19 protein-coding genes are annotated in these 21,942 nt (G+C 47.5%); 14 read left to right on the top strand and 5 right to left on the bottom strand.

Translation table 11 applies throughout. The annotated features are described in order from the left end of the window. Nucleotides 1-262 precede the first annotated feature (262 nt). Together MHI55_RS29780 and MHI55_RS29775 are read left to right on the top strand one after the other, a co-directional pair. A complete protein-coding gene (locus MHI55_RS29780) occupies nucleotides 263-1,690 on the top strand; it encodes a hypothetical protein (RefSeq protein WP_340387985.1) in 1,428 nt (475 codons plus the stop codon). A gap of 326 nt (nucleotides 1,691-2,016) precedes the next feature. Continuing rightward, the gene (locus MHI55_RS29775) at nucleotides 2,017-2,694 is read left to right on the top strand and encodes a hypothetical protein (protein ID WP_340387983.1); all 678 of its coding nucleotides are present in this window, start codon (nucleotides 2,017-2,019) and stop codon (nucleotides 2,692-2,694) included. A 75-nt stretch (nucleotides 2,695-2,769) separates the two neighbouring features. Here the strand turns inward: MHI55_RS29775 and MHI55_RS29770 are convergent, their stop codons facing one another. The 3 genes from MHI55_RS29770 to MHI55_RS29760 form a co-directional block, all read right to left on the bottom strand. Next, nucleotides 2,770-3,846: a substrate-binding domain-containing protein gene (locus tag MHI55_RS29770; protein WP_340387981.1), complete on the bottom strand. Its 1,077-nt coding sequence runs from the start codon at nucleotides 3,844-3,846 to the stop codon at nucleotides 2,770-2,772. Nucleotides 3,847-3,986: 140 nt separating this feature from the next. Beyond that, nucleotides 3,987-5,171: a glycosidase gene (locus tag MHI55_RS29765; protein WP_340387978.1), complete on the bottom strand. Its 1,185-nt coding sequence runs from the start codon at nucleotides 5,169-5,171 to the stop codon at nucleotides 3,987-3,989. Next, nucleotides 5,168-6,358: an AGE family epimerase/isomerase gene (locus tag MHI55_RS29760; RefSeq protein ID WP_340387976.1), complete on the bottom strand. Its 1,191-nt coding sequence runs from the start codon at nucleotides 6,356-6,358 to the stop codon at nucleotides 5,168-5,170. Before MHI55_RS29760 ends, MHI55_RS29765 begins: the two co-directional genes overlap by 4 nt. Before the next feature lie 224 nt (nucleotides 6,359-6,582). On the opposite strand from MHI55_RS29760, the gene MHI55_RS29755 reads away from it, so the two are divergent. From MHI55_RS29755 to nikE, 10 genes are all read left to right on the top strand, one after another. Beyond that, nucleotides 6,583-7,896 carry an extracellular solute-binding protein gene (locus tag MHI55_RS29755; protein ID WP_282319937.1) on the top strand — a complete coding sequence of 438 codons (1,314 nt, stop codon included), beginning with the start codon at nucleotides 6,583-6,585 and terminating at the stop codon, nucleotides 7,894-7,896. A gap of 188 nt (nucleotides 7,897-8,084) precedes the next feature. Further along, complete coding sequence (locus tag MHI55_RS29750; protein WP_017691677.1) at nucleotides 8,085-8,972, top strand: sugar ABC transporter permease; 888 nt, start codon at nucleotides 8,085-8,087, stop codon at nucleotides 8,970-8,972. Nucleotides 8,973-8,974: 2 nt separating this feature from the next. Continuing rightward, nucleotides 8,975-9,808: a carbohydrate ABC transporter permease gene (locus MHI55_RS29745; RefSeq protein WP_074092703.1), complete on the top strand. Its 834-nt coding sequence runs from the start codon at nucleotides 8,975-8,977 to the stop codon at nucleotides 9,806-9,808. A 267-nt stretch (nucleotides 9,809-10,075) separates the two neighbouring features. Further along, nucleotides 10,076-11,113: a glycoside hydrolase family 130 protein gene (locus MHI55_RS29740; protein ID WP_339190713.1), complete on the top strand. Its 1,038-nt coding sequence runs from the start codon at nucleotides 10,076-10,078 to the stop codon at nucleotides 11,111-11,113. A gap of 198 nt (nucleotides 11,114-11,311) precedes the next feature. Next, nucleotides 11,312-12,253: a 1,4-beta-xylanase gene (locus MHI55_RS29735; protein ID WP_340387974.1), complete on the top strand. Its 942-nt coding sequence runs from the start codon at nucleotides 11,312-11,314 to the stop codon at nucleotides 12,251-12,253. A 296-nt stretch (nucleotides 12,254-12,549) separates the two neighbouring features. Further along, nucleotides 12,550-14,184 (top strand): nickel ABC transporter substrate-binding protein, encoded by a 1,635-nt coding sequence (gene nikA, locus MHI55_RS29730; RefSeq protein WP_340387972.1) that lies wholly within the window; start codon nucleotides 12,550-12,552, stop codon nucleotides 14,182-14,184. Between the two features lie 36 nt (nucleotides 14,185-14,220). Then, nucleotides 14,221-15,165, top strand: coding sequence for a nickel ABC transporter permease subunit NikB (gene nikB, locus MHI55_RS29725; protein ID WP_253504072.1), 945 nt, complete (start codon nucleotides 14,221-14,223; stop codon nucleotides 15,163-15,165). Continuing rightward, on the top strand, nucleotides 15,162-15,992 hold the full coding sequence (gene nikC / locus MHI55_RS29720; RefSeq protein ID WP_036606611.1) for a nickel ABC transporter permease subunit NikC: 831 nt from the start codon (nucleotides 15,162-15,164) through the stop codon (nucleotides 15,990-15,992). The genes nikB and nikC overlap by 4 nt, the downstream gene beginning before the upstream one ends. 39 nt (nucleotides 15,993-16,031) lie before the next feature. Beyond that, nucleotides 16,032-16,838: a nickel import ATP-binding protein NikD gene (gene nikD, locus MHI55_RS29715; protein WP_047840856.1), complete on the top strand. Its 807-nt coding sequence runs from the start codon at nucleotides 16,032-16,034 to the stop codon at nucleotides 16,836-16,838. A 161-nt stretch (nucleotides 16,839-16,999) separates the two neighbouring features. Next, complete coding sequence (nikE, locus tag MHI55_RS29710) at nucleotides 17,000-17,800, top strand: nickel import ATP-binding protein NikE (RefSeq protein WP_076251863.1); 801 nt, start codon at nucleotides 17,000-17,002, stop codon at nucleotides 17,798-17,800. A gap of 477 nt (nucleotides 17,801-18,277) precedes the next feature. On the opposite strand, the gene MHI55_RS29705 is transcribed toward nikE, so the two are convergent. Then, nucleotides 18,278-18,856 carry an NAD(P)H-dependent oxidoreductase gene (locus tag MHI55_RS29705; RefSeq protein WP_076251861.1) on the bottom strand — a complete coding sequence of 193 codons (579 nt, stop codon included), beginning with the start codon at nucleotides 18,854-18,856 and terminating at the stop codon, nucleotides 18,278-18,280. Between the two features lie 310 nt (nucleotides 18,857-19,166). Further along, on the bottom strand, nucleotides 19,167-19,757 hold the full coding sequence (locus tag MHI55_RS29700; protein ID WP_036671691.1) for a TetR/AcrR family transcriptional regulator: 591 nt from the start codon (nucleotides 19,755-19,757) through the stop codon (nucleotides 19,167-19,169). A 160-nt stretch (nucleotides 19,758-19,917) separates the two neighbouring features. Between MHI55_RS29700 and MHI55_RS29695 the strand changes: the two genes are divergently transcribed. Together MHI55_RS29695 and MHI55_RS29690 are read left to right on the top strand one after the other, a co-directional pair. Further along, nucleotides 19,918-20,901 carry an aminoglycoside phosphotransferase family protein gene (locus MHI55_RS29695; protein WP_340387970.1) on the top strand — a complete coding sequence of 328 codons (984 nt, stop codon included), beginning with the start codon at nucleotides 19,918-19,920 and terminating at the stop codon, nucleotides 20,899-20,901. Between the two features lie 18 nt (nucleotides 20,902-20,919). Then, nucleotides 20,920-21,918 (top strand): glycosyltransferase, encoded by a 999-nt coding sequence (locus tag MHI55_RS29690; RefSeq protein WP_036671606.1) that lies wholly within the window; start codon nucleotides 20,920-20,922, stop codon nucleotides 21,916-21,918. Nucleotides 21,919-21,942: the final 24 nt, after the last annotated feature.

Genomic DNA, 21,942 nt, shown 5'->3' with positions numbered 1-21,942 from the left:
CCTGCTTTTTTAATTTCATCCCATCTGGAATGTTCTTGTTACCTCGATGTATCCCTGAAACCTCACTCTCCAAGTTAACTCTGTACGATTCAAGGTTGCTTACAGTACAAACCCTTACCATACCAGCCTTTCCTAACCACATGTGAGATAGGGATTATTGTTGTAATCGCTTTCAACACTTACATTGAGAACATGTCCTTCGTAACTTGGCATGGCAGCGATGGACGAATGTCATCATCATATATTGGGAGGAATGGAATCGATGAAAACTAAATTTCGAAGTTTATGCAGCACAGCCCTGGCTCTAACGTTGGGGTTAACTTTATTGTCCGGCCCGGCAAGTGTGCAGGCAGCGGGTAACGCAGACTACAATCTTACAGGCTTCTCCCAAGGGAACGCGGGCGGCGGCATCATTAGCGAATCTAACACAGCCACGTATAAGAAAGTGTATAATGCGACCGATCTGGCATTGGCGCTGAAAAAGAACTCCGGTGTCAAAGTTGTTGAGATCATGAACGATCTGAATCTGGGATGGAATGAAATTCCGAGCGCAGCGCAGACTTCTCCTTTAGCCAAGCATAATGATGCGCTGACGCATCCCGTATTAAAACAGACCGGTGTCAGCAAGCTCACGATTGACGGTTTCAATGGACTCACGATTTTCTCCGCCAATGGTTCCAAGATCAAACACGCTGCGATCAGCGTGAAACGAAGCTCAAATGTCATCATCCGCAACCTGGAATTTGATGAGTTATGGGAATGGGATGAATCCACCAAAGGTGATTACGACAAGAACGATTGGGATTACATCACCCTGGAGGAGAACAGCAACGTGTGGATTGATCACTGCACATTTAATAAAGCCTATGACGGACTCGTCGATTCGAAAAAAGGAACCAGTGGCGTGACCATCTCCTGGTCCCTCTTCAAAGGGGATGACGGCAGCTCGAACAGCTGGGTTACCCAGCAGATTAACGAATTGGAAGCAAATAAGGCTTCCTATCCCATGTACAACTACCTGCGCAGCAGTGCTGTAGGTCTCAGCAAAGCCGATATTATCGCCATCTCCGGACCCCAAAAGAAAGGACATCTGGTCGGTTCGACCAGCTTGGAATCAGCTAACGCCAACCTGTCCATGACGCTGCACCATAATCTGTACAAAGATATTCAGGATCGGATGCCGCGCCTGCGTGGAGGCAACGCACATGCATACAACATCGTGATGGATTCGACAGGGGCACGTGCCGCTAAAGCCAAAATTACAACGGCGATGGCAACAGCGATTGCGTCCAAAGGTTATAAATTTGATATCATTGGCAATGGGGCAATCTCCACAGAGAGCGGAGCCGTATTGGTCGAGAAATCAGTCATCAAGGACGTGCTGTATCCTGTTCGCAACAATCAGACCGATCCGGCAGACCCAACCTATACCGGCAAAATCAGAGTGACCGATACCATGTATTCTTTGGATGGCAGCTCATTCCGTGGAAGCAGTGATACGTCTGGCAGTCCACTGGCGCCAATCCCGGCGGTGATAAAATCGTTCTCCTGGAACGGCTTCTCGACACTTCCTTACAGCTATACCACGGATGATCCATCCACGCTGAATGCACGCCTCACGGCTTCCAATGGCGCGGGTTCGGGTAAATTGACCTGGTCCAAGGATAATTGGTTGAAGACAAGTTATTGATATCAGAGTAACCTGTTGCTTTTACGTTCTTCAAATAAGGAAAAGAGTGCTCCTGCAGCTACGATAGCCGGGGGTGCTCTTTTTATATGAATCGGCTCCATAAACAGTTTGGCGGGCCGCTTGAAAAGTGACTCCTTGTTAGGGTGGATCATCTCCAGCTACAGCATGTGTTAGTCTCGCCGGTGATCGTTGTGAATCTTTATTTATCTTCATTACCTTTGTGAGTAATTTATGACAAATTAACCATTTATGCAAGTACGCCTTGTAATTTTACTTACCGGTAAATATAATTTATTAGAATTGACCAATAAGGATGGTGAAGCAGCTTGGATGTATGGATATACTCCGTACTTACTCTTGTTTATTTGATACTTGTTGTTTGGATGGCCGTCGATTTAACCCAGAGGAAGCAATGGCTCGCGTATTCCAGTTTTCAGCTATTCGTAGCGTTCAGCTTGGCATATGACAATGGAATTATTGCTGTAGGTAATTTGATAGGGGATGGGGAAGTGTTAATGGTCCTCAGTAGTCTTCGATTTTGGCTACATGCCTTTGCTACCCCTACCCTTATTCTTGTTGGCTACCATATCTTGCGCAGCTCAGGTGCCAAGTTTGCCAATAGAAGTATAACGAGTGTGGTGGCATGGCTGATAACTTTAGGTTTGGTTATCTACCAGATTGTAGGTTTTACTTTATCCGAGGTTAAAAATCTCAAGGTTATAGAAGAGTATGGAGTACTGAGATATATGGCAGAAGGTCATGGAGGTCCGCCGATGATGGTGATCATCGTGGGGCTTGTTCTGTTATTTGTTAGCCTGGTCGTTCTTTTCAAACATAAATGGGTTTGGCTGTTTGTTGGAACTGCCTTGTTGTTTGTAGGGCAGTTAATCTCCCTGCCAGTGGAAACCGGTACTTTAACCAATGTGTATGAGCTGATCCTCATCCTCTCGATTTGGAGAACGACTACATTTTTGGAAAATTCAACAGATCATCGCCGTCGTTAAGCTCCAATTCATCAGAAAAGACTGGCCAGTAAGATAAAGGCCAGTCATCTGTGTTCGTTTATTTCATTTTTTTATTCAGATATCCATAGTATCTGATGAGGCAGACACAGCACTTACCGATTCACGATAGATGATGTTGCCTTTCACGTGTACACGGCCGAAACTGCGGTTTGGGTTGTCGACCTTTTTGAGCATGGACTGAACTGCCGTGCGTGCCATCTGTTCCACATCCACTTCAACAGTTGTGAGCTTGGGATCGGAGAGCATCGCATAGATATCATTATCAAAACCAACAACAGAGCATTGGCCAGGCACCTGAATATCCATTGAAGTCAGTTTTTGAACGAGCAGATGAGCGACCTGATCACAGTTGCATACAAAAGCGGTTGGCAGCTGTTCCGGCAGATCAATCTCAATAAACGTACCCCGTTCATCCCGATCATTCAGAACCAGATCTGGATTCATCGGCAAGCGATGTTCCAGCAAGGATTTGTAGTACCCGAGGAATCGATCCTGGATGCTGCTCGTGGAATACAGGTTCCCTACATAAGCAATGTTACGGTGGCCCTGCTGAACCAGATAGTTCGTCAGCTCATAGGCAGCGTAGAAGTTATCGGTAACAACGGAATCGATGTCCGAATGTTCATCGTAGAAGTCGAGAAACATTTTGGGAACTTCCATCGATCGCACCAGTTCAATATACTCTTTGCTGATCTGTCCGAGCACGATGAAACCATCGACCTTGTTATCGCTGTACAGCTTGGGCAGTGTTAATTCCTCCTCATCCTCCACATTCAGAATGTGCAGAATGCCGTAGTAGCCCTGTTCCTCCAGATGTTTGGTGATGCGCTGGAACACGCGTACATAGAACGACTGCGTAGGCCCGGTAAAACGCTCCGGGATAATTACGCCAATATTATGGGTTAAGCCTTCCTTCATGGAACGGGCAGCAGCATTATACCGATAGCCCATTTGGGCAGCAAGCACTTTAATTTTTTCCTTTAATTCGCCACTCACGCCATCTTTATCATTCAATGCTTTCGAGACGGTCACACTGCTGACCCCGAGCCTGTCGGCGATATCCCGCATGGTGATATTGTTCTTCAGTATGGTCGCCTCCTTCAAGCCGGTATAGGCACAATGTGCTGTCATTATGATGAACACTTTCTTCCAACATAATAACAATCCATATCAGTATACATCGTTACCCACTTGTAATAAAGCCATTCTGGCTGTTGTTTCGCTAATTTTCAGCACATTGCAGGTTTCCCTGAGAGGACGCTCTACCGATGTTACGTTAATTGTTTCTGTAAAAGCTTCTCATTCTGTTCAATCAGCTGACCCCGCTGGCTGGCACAGTCCAGGGAACGATACGGATCAGCTGGTGTATTGAACGTATAATCAACCAGTTTCTCCAGAGTAGTTGTTGCCACATGACAGCGGGTATCGCTGGATGCGTAATAGATAAAGACTTCTTCTTTTTCATTGACCACAGCACCGTTGCAGAAAATAACATTGGATACATCGCCTACACGCTCTTCGTCATAAGGAGCAATGAAGTGGCCGCCCGGCTTGGCAATAATACGCGCCGGATCATTCAGATCCGTAGCAAAGGTGTATAACACATAACGCAGGCCTGCCGCGGTGTTCCGAACTCCGTGAGCAATGTGAATCCAGCCACGATCCGTCTTGAGCGGAGCAGGGCCTTGACCGTTTTTGACCTCATATACCGTATGATATTGCCGTTCGTCGATAATGTTCTCTTCATGAATGACAGGGTTCAAGATATCCTCACACAGACCAAAGGCGATTCCGCCGCCGCTGCCTGTTGAGATGAATCCGTCCTGTGGACGGGTGTAGAAGGCATATTTTCCATCCACGAATTCCGGGTGCAATACGACATTGCGTTGTTGAGGGGAATTCGTTGTGATGTTGGGCAACCGTTCCCAGCTTGTAAGATCCCGTGTACGAACCAGTCCTGCCTGTGCGACTGCACTGGATGTATCAAATGCAGGAGCCTCAGGGTCTTTGCGTTCCGAGCAATAGATGCCATAGATCCAGCCATCTTCATGTTGAACGAGGCGCATATCATACTGATTGGTTTCATCCGCATCGATATCTTCCCAGACCAATGGTTTACCCGTGAAACGGAATCCGTCGATACCATTGTCACTCTCGGCGAGCGCAAAGATCGATTTGCGATCCAATCCTTCGGTACGAATGACCATGATATATTTGCCATTGAAATAGATGGCTCCCGGATTCAGTGTTGCGTTAATGCCCAGGCGTTCCATGAAATGCGGGTTTGTCGTCTCATTCAGATCGAATCTCCAATGCAGTGGTACGTGATGGCGAGTGATTACCGGATATTGGTACCGGTCATATACGCCGTTGTAGAAGGAAGAATTGATCTCATTAGGGCGACTAAGTAGCTGCTCCTGTTTCTCCAGTAACTCCTTGTATTTCGGGTGTATCATTCTGATCCCATCCTCTCAATTAGTTCAATACAGAATCTGCTATTGTGATACGGGCATTTCCACGGTCCGGCAATTTCGCTCTGATCCGGTGTTCCGTTTCCATCAACCGACCAGTACCATTCCCCACCAGCGCGCCGATCAATGATGTTTTCTTTTGTATAGGTCCACAAGCGTTCCACTCTCTCCAGAAACAGTGGATCACCTGTACGCTGAAATGCATTATAGAAACCGACCATCGCCTCAGCTTGAACCCACCAGATTCGCTTCTCATGGATATGTTCACCTTCTTGTTCATTTAACAGGGAACCATCGGCATTCACGGCTACATTGGAAATGTTATAGGCGATATCCGTAACCATCGCCGCATACTCCAGATGTTGTTCCATCCCCAGAACTTTCAATGCTTCGTCAATCAGCCAGCTGGCTTCAATGTCATGTCCGAACGAGCGCAGGTCAATGATGGATTCCCACTGTTTGTTGAAAAATACCCCGAGAAACTTGGTGTCTTGGTCATACACCCGTTCATACAGAATCCCGAGTAGGCATTCCAGCGCCGCCTTCACTTGTTGATCCGGCCACACGCGATAGAGCGTGGTGTAGGCCTCCAGCACATGGATATGCGTATTCATTGTGTAATCCGCAATCACTCCATTTTCGCTCAGCATTTCATTGGGCTGTTCCTTCCATGTGCGATCAAATTGTTCCTTGTACGCAGGTAGTTCGGCATCCAGACCTTTGTCCTCGATTAGAGCAAAAAGCGTTTTCGCAAGTTCCAATGCAGAAGTATCCCCAGTTGCACGATAGTACTCACTGAGTGAATACACGCCGAATGATTGCGTATACACATGTTTGCTCGTGTCCAGTGCTTCCCCTGTGTAATCTACCATCCAGTACATACCGCCATATTCGGTGTCCATCACATGGTCAGCGAGAAAACGATAGGCGTGCTCCGCGTGATTGCGCCATCTTTCGTTTCCGGTTACCCGATAGGCTGCTGCAAAAGACCAAAGTTGCCGTGCCGTGGCGATCCCGCCTTTGGGCGCCTGTTGATTCACTTGAAGATCATTGCCAACCCAGCCGTAGAATCCACCGTGGGTTGTATCTTTAAGGTTGGACCAGAAGGGTAAAATCTGCGTCTCCCAATGCGCCTTAATTTCAGATTGAAGTTCGGTTGTTTTTGTATTCATAAGTGAGCGCTCCTTCAAAATAGTGCATCAATCTAATTAAATTAAGTTAACGGTAACTTTATTAAATAATATTAGTGCCCTAAAAAACAGATGTCAACGAATTACTTCGCAATTTTTCTTGTTAAGTTATAAATAATTTAATTGACAGGTAATCGTTACCATAATAGAATTCATTTTGTAACCTTAACGATAACTTAATTAACTTAAGAGAGGGGTCGAAACAATTGAAAAAAAACAAAGGTTGGATGATGTTGCTGACGATGTTGCTCATCACTTCGCTACTTGCTGCATGTTCATCCGGAGGTGGATCTTCGCAGGCAGGGGAGGAGATCAGCACAGATCCGGCAGATATCAAAGGTGAAATAACTGTTCTGACACAACGGACAGATATTGTGGATACCGTGTTCAAAGACTATGCGGCTGAGTTCAACAAGGAATATCCCGATGTGAAAGTAAATTTCCAGGCACTGGCCGACTACGAAGGACAAGTGAAGATCCGTATGAGCACCAAGGATTACGGTGATGTACTGATGATCCCGACCAGTGTTCCGATCGCAGATATCCCGGACTTTTTCGAGCCGCTCGGCACGTACGATGAATTGAAAGACAAATACACCGCCATTGAAGAACGCATGGTGGATGGTCAGGTGTACGGTATTCCTACCGTGATCACGTTCTCAGGAATCATTTATAACAAACAGGTGTTTAAAGAAGCAGGCATTATGGAAGTTCCAAAAACACCGGAGCAATTTCAGGCTGCGCTTCAACTGGTCAAAGACAATACAGATGCGGTTCCGCTCTACACCAACTATGCATCCGGCTGGGCTCTCACCCAATGGGAATCGGATCTGCCAACCGTTGCAGGCAGTGTGGATTACGTTAACGTGGACCAACCGAACACAGATGAGAACTTTGTGCCTGGTCAGCCGCATTATGAACTATATAAAGTGCTCTTTGATGCAGCCAAGAACGGTCTAATCGAGAAAGATCCAACAACAACCGACTGGGAAAGCTCCAAAGCAGATCTTGCCAAAGGCAAAATTGCCACAATGGCACTGGGCTCTTGGGCCATCACACAGATCCAAGGTATGACGGATACCCCGGACGACATTGGATTCTTACCTTTCCCAACCAATGCTAGTGAGGTTGTGGTTCCGCTCTCCGCCGACTATAACATCGGCATGAACGTAAACAGTGAGAATAAACCTGCTGCCAAAGCCTGGATTGACTGGTTCCTGGCGAAATCAAACTACGCGGTTGAACAGGGTGGCGGTATGGATGCAGACAAGAATGCTGAATTACCACCAATTTTGGATCAATATAAAGACGTTAAATTCTCCACGCTTACACCTGCCAAAGAAGGTCAGGAAGGTCTGGTTGACAAGATTGATAACGAAGGCGAAATCGGTCTCTGGCAGCCTGACTTCAAGAAACGCATTATCGAAGCAGGTATTGGGAACCGCAAGGAATCGTATGACGACATCATGAAAGATCTGAACGACAAGTGGGTCAAAGCAAGAGCAGAACTCACAAAATAATTGGATTAACGTAAGTGGATCAGGTGATGAATGGACTGCGGGGATATAGGAATCCATTTGTGAATGGAGTATGTGGTATTTGAAAGCATGATGCCCATGCTCTTCCCCGGCAGTTATTCCGCAGGAATTCCATTGGACGGGAGTCTTTCGATATATAGGCGGGAGAACCGCTTGGAGGTGTGGAGAGCATGAAGTACTTAAAACTTTCGAATTGGGGCTACTCAGCGCAACGCATATTTATCATCTGTGCCTTCTCAATTATTCCGCTGGCGTTGCTGTTCACGTTTGCATACTTACCTGTCATCAACATGTTCAAATACAGTTTCACCGATTGGAACGGATACAGTAAAAGGTTTGATTATGTTGGGTTTGAGAACTACACGCGCATATTCAGTGATCCCGAATACTTCAAAGTATTTATTGTCAGTTTATATTACTTCGTGGCTACGTTCTTACAGATGGGCTTGGCGCTTTACTTTGCCACCATTCTGAGTTTCAAGGTTCGAGGCAAAAACTTTTTCAAAGGCATACTGTTTTTCCCTTATTTGCTGAATGGGGTAGCCATCGGTTTTATCTTCCTCTTTTTCTTCAAACCGGACGGTACACTCGATATGCTCATGCATGCTGTAGGGCTGGGACAATACACGCAGCTTTGGCTCGGTAATCCGAATATTATCAACGTGTCACTCGCAGGTGCATCGGTATGGAGATACATGGGCTTCAACTTTATCATTTTCCTGGGTGCAATCTCCTCCATTCCAAAGGATGTGTATGAAGCATCCGATATTGATGGCGCCAATCGCTGGCAGCAATTCCGCCACATCATCCTGCCAAGCATTACACGTATCCTGCAGCTCAACCTGATCTTGGCGATTAGCGGCGCAATTAGTGCGTTCGATATTCCATATATCATGACCGATGGTTCCAACGGCAGTATGACATTTGTAATCCAGACGGTTCATTTGGCGTTTAAATATGGCAAGCTGGGACTGGCATCCGCCATGGCTGTGGTGCTGCTCTTGATCGTTATTCTCGTTACGCTTGTGCAGCGCGTCACCATGAAAGGGGAGGAATAAACGTGACACAACTCAAATACACCCTTGCGAGCGTGGTTAAATATGCTTCCCTGGTTATTGCGGCGTTTATCGCGCTTTTGCCCATCGTGGTCATCCTGTTTGCATCTCTCAAAACGAATGCGGAATACGCCACCAGCAGCCCGCTTGCTCCACCAGCCAACTGGCTGAACTTTGCGAACTATACGAAGGCTTTTGTGGATGGCAACATGCTGGTTGGTTTCAAAAATACCATTATTATTCTGATCATCTCTATTATAGGAGCGACCTTAACGGGCTCCATGATCGCATATGTGCTGGATCGGTTCAAATTCAAGGGCAAGAAAATTATGGTCGCGGCATTCCTGCTCGCTACCCTGATTCCAAGTGTTACAACGCAGGTCGCCACATTCCAGATCATCAACGCGCTCGACCTGTTTAACACACGCTGGGCGGCCATCGTGATGTACCTGGGTACAGATATCATCGCGGTTTATATCTTCCTACAGTTCCTGGGCTCCATCTCAAGTGCACTGGATGAATCCGCCATGCTGGACGGCGCGTCGTACTTCACGATCTACTGGAAAATCATTCTGCCACTGCTGAAACCGGCTATTGTAACGGTCATTATCGTGAAGGGTGTGAACATCTATAATGACTTTTACACACCGTTCCTGTACATGCCAAAGACCGATCTACAGGTCATATCCACCGCCTTGTTCAAATTCAAGGGACCGTTTGGATCGCAGTGGGAAGTCATCAGCGCCGGCATCATGATCGCCATTATTCCAACGATGATCATCTTCCTGCTGTTACAGAAGTACATCTACAATGGCTTCGCGCAAGGCTCCGTTAAATAAAAAAACGAAAGGCTATATGAAATGCATATGAGAATACACAGGAACGAAGAGGACGGAAAAAAGCTGGAGAAACGGAGGGGACGCTAAAAGCTTTCTGAAAGAAAGCTCGCTCCGTAAGCATACGCTATAACCGGATTTCCCCCTTTTATAAGGGGATCAAAAAAAATCTGGGGATAACGGCGATCGGAAGGTTGTTCTGTCATCAAAGTGGTCTAGTGCAATTTTAAGTATTCATTTCATAAAGCCTAACCGAAGGGAGAAATGAAAATGTCAGTTGCTGAAACGAAAAACGTACACATTGTTGGGGACGCTTTGCCGAATATGCCTTGGGAGAACAAACCGGAGGGAACGGAAGGCCCGGTATGGAGACATTCGGCCAACCCGGTGGTTCCGCGTAACCCGGTCAAAGGTGTTGCCCGCATTTTCAACAGTGCCGTTGTACCGTATGAAGGCAAATTCATTGGGGTATTCCGCGCCGAAACTGTTAATGGCCGTCCTCACCTTCACATGGGGGCGAGTGAAGACGGCTTGGAGTGGACAATTGAAGAGGAACGCATTGCATTTGTAGATGAAAATGGCGATCCGTTTATGCCGAACTATGCGTACGATCCACGTTTGGTCAAAGTCGAGGACACGTATTACATCATCTGGTGTACAGACTTCTACGGCGCAGCACTGGGCCTGGCCAAAACAGATGACTTCAAAACATTTGTCCGCCTCGAAAATCCAATGCTGCCGTTTAATCGTAATGGCGTGTTATTCCCACGCAAAATCAACGATAACTATGTAATGTTGTCCAGACCAAGTGACAGTGGACACACGCCATTCGGGGACATTTTCCTGAGTGAAAGCCCGGATCTCGTGTATTGGGGCAAGCATCGTCATGTGATGAGCAAGGGCGGCCAAGGCTGGTGGCAATCGGTCAAAATTGGTGGCGGGCCTGCTCCGATCGAGACGTCCGAAGGCTGGCTGATGTTCTACCATGGCGTCACTGGGACCTGTAACGGTTTTGTCTATAGCATGGGAGCGGTCATTCTGGATCTCGATGAGCCGTCCAAAGTAAAATATCGTTCTTCTAACTTCGTACTAACACCGGAAAAATGGTACGAGGAGCAAGGGTTTGTCGATAACGTCATCTTCCCATGCGCAACGTTGCATGATGCAGAAACTGGGCGTATCGCCATCTATTACGGTGCTGCCGATACCTATGTGGGCGTGGCTTACACGACCATCGAGGAAATCGTGAACTATGTGATCGAGACGGACGAAGTCATCGCTGGAGACCACGAGGAAGGCAAGCTGTAATCGAAGTGAAAGTGCAGAACCAATCTGAAGAAGCGAAGTGGTCGCAGTTATCTCCGGATTTCTCCCTTGTATAAAAGGGATTGACAGAAATCTGGGGATAACGGCGATCGGAAGATGGTACTGCAATCGTAGTGAAAGTGTATATAGTAGGTCATTCTTTTTTCATTAAGTAAACAGAAACATTGGGGAGCAATGCATATGGATTATATCAAGGGATTTACATTTGGTTGGATGAGTGGTAAGGGTGACTTCCGTAAGCCGGAAGCCAAAGAATCTTTGCGCCTGATGGCAGAACGTACAGGCAGTTCTCATGTTATTTTTGCACTGGCGGCACATCAGGATCATCCGCAGGCGGTAGAGGTCAAGTATCGGGGCACACATCTGGTGGTTGATGATGAACTGGTGGACATGATTCGTTATGCCCGTACACTCGGGCTGCGTGTCATTCTGAAACCAACCGTCAACTGTACCGATGGCACATGGCGTGCACACATTAACTTTTTTGATATCGATGTGCCGTGTGAGCCAAAGTGGAAGGATTGGTTCCGCAGCTACACGGCATTTCAGAAGCATTATGCAGCGATTGCAGAGCAGGAAAAGTGTGAAATGTTCATCGTTGGCTGTGAGATGGTGCAATCCGAGCGTCGGGATCAAGAGTGGCGCGAGGTGATCGCTGGTGTGCGTGAAGTGTATACGGGACTGGTGTCATACAACACGGACAAATATCAGGAAGATCATGTGAAGTGGTGGGATGCTGTGGACGTGATCTCTTCCAGTGGTTATTATCCCATCGGAGATTGGGAGGCACAGCTGGATCGAATTGAGCAGGCGATTGCTCCCTACGGCAAACCTTTCTTCTTCGCAGAAGCAGGCTGTCCCAGCCGCAGTGGATCAGCCCAGGTACCAAACGATTGGGGACTAGAAGGCGAAGTAAGTGCGGAGGAACAAGAGCGTTTCTATGAGGCGATGTTCCGGGATGTCAGTCAGCGCGACTGGGTACGGGGATTTGGTCTGTGGGATTGGAGCGCACATCTGCACGCGGAGAAGGATGCGCTGACCGATGACGGATATGGAGTGTACGGCAAGCCAGCGGAGCAGGTAATTCGTCGGTTCTATGAGGGCATCGCTGTAGGAGTTTAAACGAGAAACAAGAAGGTGTATGTGATGATGAATCTCAGTGATATATCTCCATATGTACTTTCGTGATTTCCATGCTGTGAGCAAGGAATAACAGATTATGGTGGAGCTTATTTTTTCAGTTGTGATTCATATGCAGGTCGAGAGGCTCTTCCTCCTACAGGAAGGGCTTTTTTGGCATATTTAGTAGTGATGCATACTATGTCGAATTTTGTTGACAAAAGGAGGGCTCCTGCCTATTCTTAATGGATGAATATGATAATCATTATCATAAAATAGAGAAAAGGGGTTCAACATCCATGTCTGTACAACATCGCAAATCTTCGGCCCTCACGTTGGCAACTATGCTCTTGTTGTTATTCGTTATTGTGGGTTGCAGCAATACAGGAAGTGGAGATGAATCCTCATCTGCTGCTTCGGATCAAACGTCTACGAAGTCGATTACGATGTCATGGCCACGTGATATCGGTACAATGAATCCGCACACGTACAATCCTTCGCAATTATTTGCCCAATCCATGCTCTATGAGCCACTGATCAGTTACCAGAAGGACGGAAAACTGGAACCTGCGCTGGCAGAATCATGGACCATCTCCGATGACGGCAAAGTATATACATTTAAGCTTCGCCAAGGTGTGAAATTCTCAGATGGTACGCCATTTAATGCTGAGATTGTGAAAAAGAATTTTGACGCTGTGATGAAAAATAAAGCTACACATAGCTGGCTGGGCATTGTAGGTGTGCTCGACAAGACAGAGGTTGTGGACGATCAGACTTTCCGCATGACACTCACAGAGCCGTATTATCCTGTTCTTCAGGACTTGTCGGTGGTTCGTCCTTTCCGCTTCCTGGGTGAAGCCGGATTCCCGGATGACGGAGATACATCCCAAGGCATCAAAGAGCCAGTTGGAACGGGCCCGTGGATGCTGGCTGATTACAAGCAGGACGAATATGCTGTTTTCAAACGCAACCCGAATTATTGGGGAACCGCACCGAAGGTGGATCAGATTACGGTTAAGATCATCCCTGATGCAGAAACCCGCGTGCTTGCTTTTGAAAAAGGTGATCTCGACCTGATCTATGGTGAAGGTATGATCAGTCTGGATGCGTTCCAACAGCTTCGTGACAACGATAAATATGTGAGTCAGCTGTCTGATCCGGTAGGTACGCGAGATCTGCTGCTGAATTCCTCCAATCCGAAGCTGTCTGATCTCAGAGTACGGATGGCGCTCCAGCAAGGATTTAACAAAAAAGCGATGGTGGAAGGCATCACTCTGGGTCTGGAAGAACCGGCAGATACGGCACTATCCAAAAACTACCCATACACCAATGTTGACCTGAAACCGATCGAATATAATGTGGAACAATCCAAAGCTTTATTGGATGAAGCGGGTTGGAAGATGCCTGCGAATGGTAGCGTTCGTGAGAAAGACGGACAACAGCTTGAATTCGAAATGATTTTTGACAAGACGGACCCGATTCAGAAAGCGATGGCTGAGACCATTCAGGCGGAATGGAGCGAGCTTGGGGTTAAGGTAAACCTCACTGGGCTAGAACTGACGGTACAGATCAAACGTTTGAAAGCCAATGATTTTGACCTGTATTTCTGGTACAACTATGGTGCTCCGTATGATCCACATTCCTTCATTAACGTTGTAGCGAGCCCTGGATTTGGTATCTCTGAGACGCTCAGTGCCTTGCCGATGAAAAAGGAACTGGACGAGCAGGTGCATGCCGCACTATCATCAACAGATGAGACGAAACGTCAGGAGCTGTATGGCTCTATCCTGACAACACTTCAGGAACAATCGGCGATTGTCCCCATCTCGTATGTTAAGAAAACGGCGGTATATCAGAAGAAAATTTCCAACTTTATTTTCCCGGCAAACCGTGATGAAAATCCGTTTGTAGGCATTGAGTTGGGCAATCAATAATGATCCATGTAGCTTGATAAAAGGGAGGAACGTTTGGTGATCAGTTATATTGGTAAACGAATGATCGCGATCATTCCTATCGTTTTTATCGCTACACTTGTTACCTTTGCGCTTATTCATATTTCACCGGTTGATCCGGCCGAGGCTTATCTGACAGCCGCTCATATCTATCCAACACCGGAGCTGCTTGCGCAAAAACGGCATGAGTTCGGTCTGGATCAGCCTTTATTAACCCAATATGTGCATACGATTCAGAAGATTGCCAAGCTCGACTTTGGTACTTCGTATCTCACCAACAAACCCGTATGGGATGAAGTAAAACTAAGGCTTCCCGCTACGGCTGAACTAGCCCTCTGGAGTATGTTGTTATCCGCTTTGGTGAGTATTCCATTGGGAATACTGGCGGCGGTGTATAAGAATAGCTGGATTGACATGGTCAGTCGTGCGATTTCCTATTTTGGAGCATCTATTCCGCAATTCTGGCTCGGTTACTTGCTGATCTTCTTTTTCTCGGTGAAGCTGGACTGGCTGCCTGTGGAGGGCCGTGGATCGTGGGAGAATCTGGTTCTGCCTACGATTACACTCTCCTTGATTCTTATTGCGGTCTACACCCGATTGTTGCGTTCCAGTGTACTGGAGCAATTGCAGGAGACATATGTACAGTATGCGAGAACACGCGGGATTCGCGAAAGAGTGATTATGCTCAAGCATGTCCTGAAAATCGCCATATCGCCCCTTATTACGGGGATGGGGATGAGTATGGGCAAGCTGCTCACAGGCACCATTATTGTAGAGCAGGTGTTTTCCTGGCCTGGGTTCGGACGTTATTTTGTCGATGCGATATTTAATCGGGATATTCCCGTTATTCAATGTTATGTCTTCCTGGCGGCCTGCCTGTTCATCGTATGCAATCTGCTCGTTGATCTGGTGCAGCTCGTTATGGACCCACGGATTTCAGCGAAAGGACGGGCAGAACATTGATAAACAAATGGCGTGCGGTATTTAAAGGACAGAGAGCCATCCAGATATGTTCGGTGATCATATTGCTTTTCTTCGTGATCGCGTTATTAGCCCCATGGATTGCTCCTCATGACCCGGTGAAGGTGAATCTGTTGCAGAAGCTGGCGAGTCCATCGCTGGAGCATTGGCTCGGAACGGATCATCTGGGACGCGACAATCTCACCAGGCTGATGTATGGAGCGAGAGTGTCGCTTGGATTTGCTACCCTGATCTTCCTGTCATCTTTGCTCATAGGTGTCATTGTAGGTTCAATCTCCGGTTACCTTGGTGGTTGGGTGGACAGTCTGTTGATGCGCTTGTGTGAAGGCATTATGGCGTTTCCGAATCTGGTGCTGGTGCTCGGTATTGTAGGGATCTTTGGTCCAGGTTTGATGCAGGTGCTTCTAGCACTCATGATGGTACAGTGGGTGTATTATGCACGTATCTGCCGGAACATGGTCGTTAGTCTGAAAGAACGGAACTTCATCGCAGCGGCGCGGATTAGCGGCTCCTCTTCGTGGACGATTATTCGGAAACATATCATCCCCAACGTGCAGCGTCCCATTGTTGTGATGGGCACGCTGGAGATGGGCTGGGCGATTATGGATATATCTGCGTTGTCCTTCCTGGGACTCGGTATTCAACCACCGAATGCAGAATGGGGCGCTATGATTCATGAGGGGACAGGTTATATTCGCAGTCATCCGGAGTTGATGATCTACCCGGGGGCATTGATTCTGCTCGTAGTCATTACGTTCAACATTTTGGGAGAAGCGTTATCCGAGCGTTATGGCATTGCAAAAAGGTAGTGGTTCGGAATCGAAGGCATATGAGGGGTGAACGTAACGATGGATGATGCAGCGAAGGTACTCGAAGTTCGTGGTCTGCAAGTGAATCTAAGAACAGCGGAGGGTTCAGTCCCGTTACTGGAGCCCATTGATTTTGAATTAAAAAAAGGTCGTGTCTTCGGTCTCGTCGGTGAGAGTGGCAGTGGTAAGACCGTTACATGTAACGCGTTGCTCCATCTGCTTGATCCGCGCAGGATGGAAGTGTCGGGCAGCATCCACCTGAATGGACGGGAGCTTGGCTCGTTGTCAGGTGAGGAGATGCGGCGCATCCGTGGCAAGGAAATCGGATTTATTATGCAGAATCCGATGAATGCTTTTACACCCGTATATACGATTGGATCTCAATTCATTGAAACCTTGCGTACGCATACGGGAATGTCCAAAGCAGCTGCCAGGGAGCGGGCCATTGCTGCCTTGGCAGATATGAACTTACCCGAACCAGCTAAACTGATGAAGAGATATCCCTTCCAACTGAGTGGCGGTATGTTGCAGCGTGTGATGATCGCCATATCGATGTGCCTGCGACCGGCTTTGGTTATTGCGGATGAACCAACGACGGCACTGGATGTCGTGAATCAGTTCAAGGTGCTTCAGGAATTGGATCGGCTACGTACGGAGTATGGCACATCCATCTTGCTCATCTCCCACGATCTGGGCGTGATCTCGCAAATGGCGGATGAAGTCGCGGTCATGCAGAAGGGGCGAATTGTGGAGCAGGCGGATGTGTACCAACTGTTCGATCACCCGCAGCATGAGTATACACGGATGTTGTTAAATGCCAGACCCAGTATGTATTTAGGACGATAGCGAATGACAGATGAGTTGAATTGTTCAGTGAGTGTATGTGTAGAGCGGGAATACACTGTGTTTTGAGTGGGTAGGCGTAGGGGTGGAATGAACATGGTGATGTGTAAATTCGGCTTCTTCGGAGATTGCTTCTGCCAAGTACAAGAGAGGAGGATGACCTGATGCTTCAGGTACGTGGAGTAAGCCATAGCTATGGCAAACGCAACTGGCTGGATCGTTCGGGAGCGCGTCCTCCTGTGCTGGCAGATATCTCACTTACGATCGAAAAGGGTATGTGTCTGGGGCTCCTGGGTACGAGCGGGGCAGGTAAAAGTACCTTGGGTAAAATCATTCTTGGTCTGGAGAAGCCCAGCCAGGGTCAGGTTTTGTTTCAGGGTCAGGATATCTATCGATCCAGCAAACCCGTGCTTAAGGGATTACGGCGCGATCTGCAGGTCGTATTCCAGGACTGTTATTCGGCTGTGAATCCACTCATGACTGCCGCGCAGATCATCGGTGAGCCACTGGATAATTACGAGCGATTTTCGGCAAAAGAACAACTTCGTGTGGTCGGACAACTGCTTGAGCAGGTTGGGCTTACACCTGAGGATGGGAGCAAGCTTCCGCACCAGTTCAGCGGTGGGCAATTACAGCGAGTTAACATCGCACGAGCCATTGCGCTCAAGCCAAAGTTAATCGTACTGGACGAGTCGATCAGCAGCCTGGATATGGTGCACCAGACGCAAATCCTATCCTTACTGGGAGAGTTAAGAGCATCCTACGGGTTGTCTTACCTTTTTATCACACATGACATTCGAGCTGCCATGACGATCTGTGACCGCATTGCCGTGATGGATCAGGGAAAGCTGGTATATAGCGGTGATGCCGGGGATTCGGTAATGCAGTCTGATCATCCGGCTGTGCAGCAGTTGGTTACAGCTATTTTGCCTGAGCATCCATCAGGTCGTATTTCGTTTAGGTAATGCGTTGTTTGTATTTGTAGATGGGCAAGTCGCTAACGAACCGAGTCAGTGTTAAATGGCGATTTAGCGTGGAATGCAAAATGTAACGAACCTCAGTGAAGTTATTCCGGTGCAAACTAGTTTAAAATCATTAAATGATACACAGATCGAGGATATAACGCGTCTACGATTCGTTAAACCTCAGACTTATCGGAAATGGCGCTAATAACGTGTTTACGGTTCGTTAGATCATAATGAATACTAAAAGGGTTGTCCCCTACGTCTTGTTCAAGACGTAGGGGACAACCCTTTTTTTGTAACTGGGAATAGGCACATTTCTGCTTTCTGTTATAAGTCAGACTATAATTACAATTGTGCCACTTGCAGATTACAGGACTACCTTCAAATTGCGCGTATCCACAGATTTTTGATTTAACTTACAACGTGAAAATCTGGAGAGAAGTATATACTTCCCATGAGGCTTTCTTGCAGAAATCTTTACCCCATCTTCCGCCCAAGCTGCTCAATCTTATCAAGCCAATTCTTTCTCTGTTCATCTGACTTTTTACCAACTTGATCTACAGTTGTTATCCGCACAGGTTTGATGCCAGTCAGTGCAAATGTGGAGATTTTCATCATTTTATGCGCAGGCTCACCTTGGAACCATTTGAAGTACCAGCTTGGACCATCCATCGTGGTGATCATGCGAGCGGTGCGGCCTTTGAGCAGTTGATCCGGGAAAGGTTTTCCTTTTTGATACTTGAAGGCGTAACCTGGCATGAAGATTCGGTCAACGAAACCTTTCAACAGGGCAGGCGGTCCTCCCCACCAGATTGGGAATACCCATACAAGATGCTCAGCCCACTTAATCGCTTCTTGAGCTTGTAGCAAATCTGGTTCAAGTGGAAGTTTATTACGATATCCTCCCTCCAGATTCATGTTGAACGCCAACTCGTTCAGGGTGATCATGCGGACGTCGGCACCCGCCTGCACCGCACCTTTACGGTAAGCTTCGGCTAGTGCGCCGTTGTAACTGGGGGAGACGGGATTGCCTTGAATAATTAATATTTTTTTCATGGAAGATGACACGTCCTGACTATTTTAGTTAATGAACACTAACCTCATGTGCAAAAAGAAAAGGTCACGTGTGACCCGGTAATCCATTCTTATATCCTAATGGTATGCTGACGATTCTCTTTAGAAGTTATTCAACAAGTCCGTATTTGATTACAAATCATGCCTAGCAGCATCATCTGCATCGAATATGGGATTCAGCCGAAATAAGCGGAAACTTACGAAGGTTGTTTCCTTCGGAAACAATGTAGTTGCTCACGTCGTTTTCCCTACGCTCCGCTAATCCATTTCTAGCTTCATCCCATCTCCATTGTTACTCCTGGGGTACCTGCCCTAACATCGATGCAAGTCTGTGAACCGTTTCCCCCGTATAAGGTACCAACAGCTCCGGTAGTTCACCTTGCATACTGGAGACCGCCATACGTGTAATTGCACCGATCACCAGCACGGCTGTGAGCCGTGAATCCTGCTGAGGCAGTTCGCCCCGCATCATTCCCTGATCGATCAGATCCATTAACGCATCCAATGGCTGACGGTAATCCTCGCTGCTTCCGGCTTCAATGAATATTTCATGATTCTGTGAAATCAGCAGCAGTCCGTAGGGATCTTCATCATGCAGATGGAGAACCTCGGTAACCAGTTGCTTGAAGCGTTCCAACACCGGACCTTCCTGTCGAACATACCCGTCAATCAGTGCAGTATAGTCGACACAGTATTGGGTGAAGGCTTCCAGGGCAACGGCATCTTTGTTTTTAAAATGTTTGTAGATCGCCGCATCGGTTACTCCGGCGGCGTCACCGATCTCTTTGACGGATATGCCGTCAACGCCTTTGGTTGCGAACAAGCGCATCGCCGCTTGTAGGATATCTTTCTTTTTGCTATCCACATGAGATTTGTTCTTCATGATTGTATAGTAAGTGATTACTAACCAAAATGCAATAAGCAATTTTGAAACTCTGAATTGAGACACTGAATAAGCGCTTACGACCAAAGCTTGCAGGCTTGTGAGCGGCAACGTATGATGAATAGAAATCAACATCGGAGTAGCAGGGAGAACGAAATGGATGGTGGGTAGCGTGAACGAAGAGTTGGATGCATACAGCTGGGTGACGCCCGAAGGAATGCTGAATGATCAATATATAACAAGCCGTGAACAGTTGTATAAAGGAATGAACGGACGATATGTGGAGCGATTCACTGTTCCTAGCGGTGAAAGTTATATTTTCAAACCGTTAACGAATCCTGTACAGCATGGACGGGAACGATGGATGTACAAGCGTGTGATGTCTGGCTTACCACCAATCTATCCGCAACTCATTGCAGCGTCGGATCTTACCATTGCTCCAGCACAGAGCTGGATGATCTACGAGGATCTGGGGCAACTGGTACATGATTCGCAAGAAGCGACGATGCTCGGCGTAGCGGCACATATGGCAGCATGGCATGCATTGCCTGTTACGGATTGGAGTGAGCTGCCTCGCGTGGGCCAGAAACCGTCTATTCGCACAATATTGGATGAGTTGCAAATGCACAGACAATCTACGGATGACCTGTTGTCCAGACTGGATATGGGGTTGTCTTCATCGGATTGGGACAAGATTACCACGTTGATCGTCACAGCTGAGGAGCAACTTCCAACCGTTTTGTGTCACGGAGACCTGCATCCCGGTAACATGGCTGAGGTGGACGGCAGACTGGTCATCTTGGACTGGGAGCATGCCCATCTGAATACGCCACTGTGGGATATATATCATCTGGTGGATCTCTCGCATCCACTGTTTCCCAGAACGGTTACGCCTGCATTGCGAGAGCGGGTTATGGATGTTTATTTGGACAAACTGGGGAGCTTGGGCGTACAGATTGAACGGGTTTCTTTTGCAGAATGGTACGACGCTTATGCTATTGTATTCTCACTCTGGATGCTGTGTTTAATTGATGGTGACCTGAGAAGTGAGGAATGTGTGTGGCCGAAGGAACAGTTGCGTAACCAGTGGCATGAGACGGCAGCGACGCTGGAACAGTGCATGAAGCACTTGGATGAGGAATAGAAATGAGGGGTGAGAAGCTTGCGTAAAGTCGGACTTGTTATGCGTAAAATTCAATTCACGGAAGCACAGGGGCCACGCGTATTTGCGGATCGGCTGAAGCAGATTGGTCTGGAGCTGGGCGTGGATATTGTGTTCATCTCGCCGGAGCGTCATGTCAGCGGATACGACTGGTTGCCGGGTTATGAGCATGAGAAAGGTGACCTGGTGAACTACGATATCGTGCTGGACCAGATTCATAGCCAGAATATAGAGCATGTTATCTACACCGTATCCGGGTTTACATTTTTAAAGATGTTCTTACCGAAAAGTGTATTGTTCCCGCACAGTTTCCCCGATCCCGCGCTAACGGGATATGAGATGATGAAGCCATTTTATACGATGGTGGATAAAGCCATTGTACAGACGGAGTTTTTGAAAACAGAGCTGGGTCGCAATTTCGGTGTACATGACGTGAACGTTATTCCGATTGGCTTTAGCGAAGAGCTGGCGAACCGGCACTATGATCCGAGTCAGGTTGTGCATAATCGGGTGCTCTGGATCGGTAGGGATGAGGCGAATCGTCGCCCGGATCTGGTGCTGGAATACGCTCGGCAGAACCCGGACAAGGAAGTATATATGGTGTTTGGCGGTGTACGCTATAAGGAAACCATGAAGAAGTACGACATTCCTTCCAACGTGAAGCTGAAGTTTGCGCTCACGCAGGATGAGATATTTACGTTGATGAACTCATCCAAGGTGTATTGGAACTGTTCGGCCTTTGATACATTTGCGATGCCGTTGACGGAAGCGATGGCGATGGGCAAAATGGTCGTGAAACCGGAGCATGCTTGCTACGGTCATATTCGATCCACGCATGCCTTTGCAGGCAACGAGGATAACTGGTTTGAACTGGTGAACATGGCTGCGGCTGCGCCTCGTAGTGTGTCAGAAGACAACCGGGAGTATGCGTTTGGTGCCTTTTCGCGCACGAAGATGAAAGAAGGGTACCGACACTTTTTCTCGGATTGGTTGAAGTAACGTAAGGTCTGTAACAAAGGGCTT

Origin of the sequence: Paenibacillus sp. FSL E2-0151, from assembly GCF_037993015.1 — a bacterium.
In the GTDB taxonomy this organism is placed as follows: Bacteria; Bacillota; Bacilli; order Paenibacillales; family Paenibacillaceae; genus Paenibacillus; species Paenibacillus amylolyticus.
The sequence above is the reverse complement of the archived record's forward strand: the minus strand, read 5'-3'. Positions and strand labels throughout refer to the sequence as shown.

Coding starts and splice junctions, on each gene's coding strand:
- MHI55_RS29780 (WP_340387985.1), top strand. CDS start 263: ATGAAAACTAAATTTCGAAGTTTATGCAGCACAGCCCTGGCTCTAACG.
- MHI55_RS29770 (WP_340387981.1), bottom strand. CDS start 3,846: ATGACAGCACATTGTGCCTATACCGGCTTGAAGGAGGCGACCATACTG.
- MHI55_RS29765 (WP_340387978.1), bottom strand. CDS start 5,171: ATGATACACCCGAAATACAAGGAGTTACTGGAGAAACAGGAGCAGCTA.
- MHI55_RS29760 (WP_340387976.1), bottom strand. CDS start 6,358: ATGAATACAAAAACAACCGAACTTCAATCTGAAATTAAGGCGCATTGG.
- MHI55_RS29750 (WP_017691677.1), top strand. CDS start 8,085: ATGAAGTACTTAAAACTTTCGAATTGGGGCTACTCAGCGCAACGCATA.
- MHI55_RS29740 (WP_339190713.1), top strand. CDS start 10,076: ATGTCAGTTGCTGAAACGAAAAACGTACACATTGTTGGGGACGCTTTG.
- MHI55_RS29735 (WP_340387974.1), top strand. CDS start 11,312: ATGGATTATATCAAGGGATTTACATTTGGTTGGATGAGTGGTAAGGGT.
- nikA (WP_340387972.1), top strand. CDS start 12,550: ATGTCTGTACAACATCGCAAATCTTCGGCCCTCACGTTGGCAACTATG.
- nikD (WP_047840856.1), top strand. CDS start 16,032: ATGGATGATGCAGCGAAGGTACTCGAAGTTCGTGGTCTGCAAGTGAAT.
- nikE (WP_076251863.1), top strand. CDS start 17,000: ATGCTTCAGGTACGTGGAGTAAGCCATAGCTATGGCAAACGCAACTGG.
- MHI55_RS29705 (WP_076251861.1), bottom strand. CDS start 18,856: ATGAAAAAAATATTAATTATTCAAGGCAATCCCGTCTCCCCCAGTTAC.
- MHI55_RS29700 (WP_036671691.1), bottom strand. CDS start 19,757: ATGAAGAACAAATCTCATGTGGATAGCAAAAAGAAAGATATCCTACAA.
- MHI55_RS29695 (WP_340387970.1), top strand. CDS start 19,918: ATGGTGGGTAGCGTGAACGAAGAGTTGGATGCATACAGCTGGGTGACG.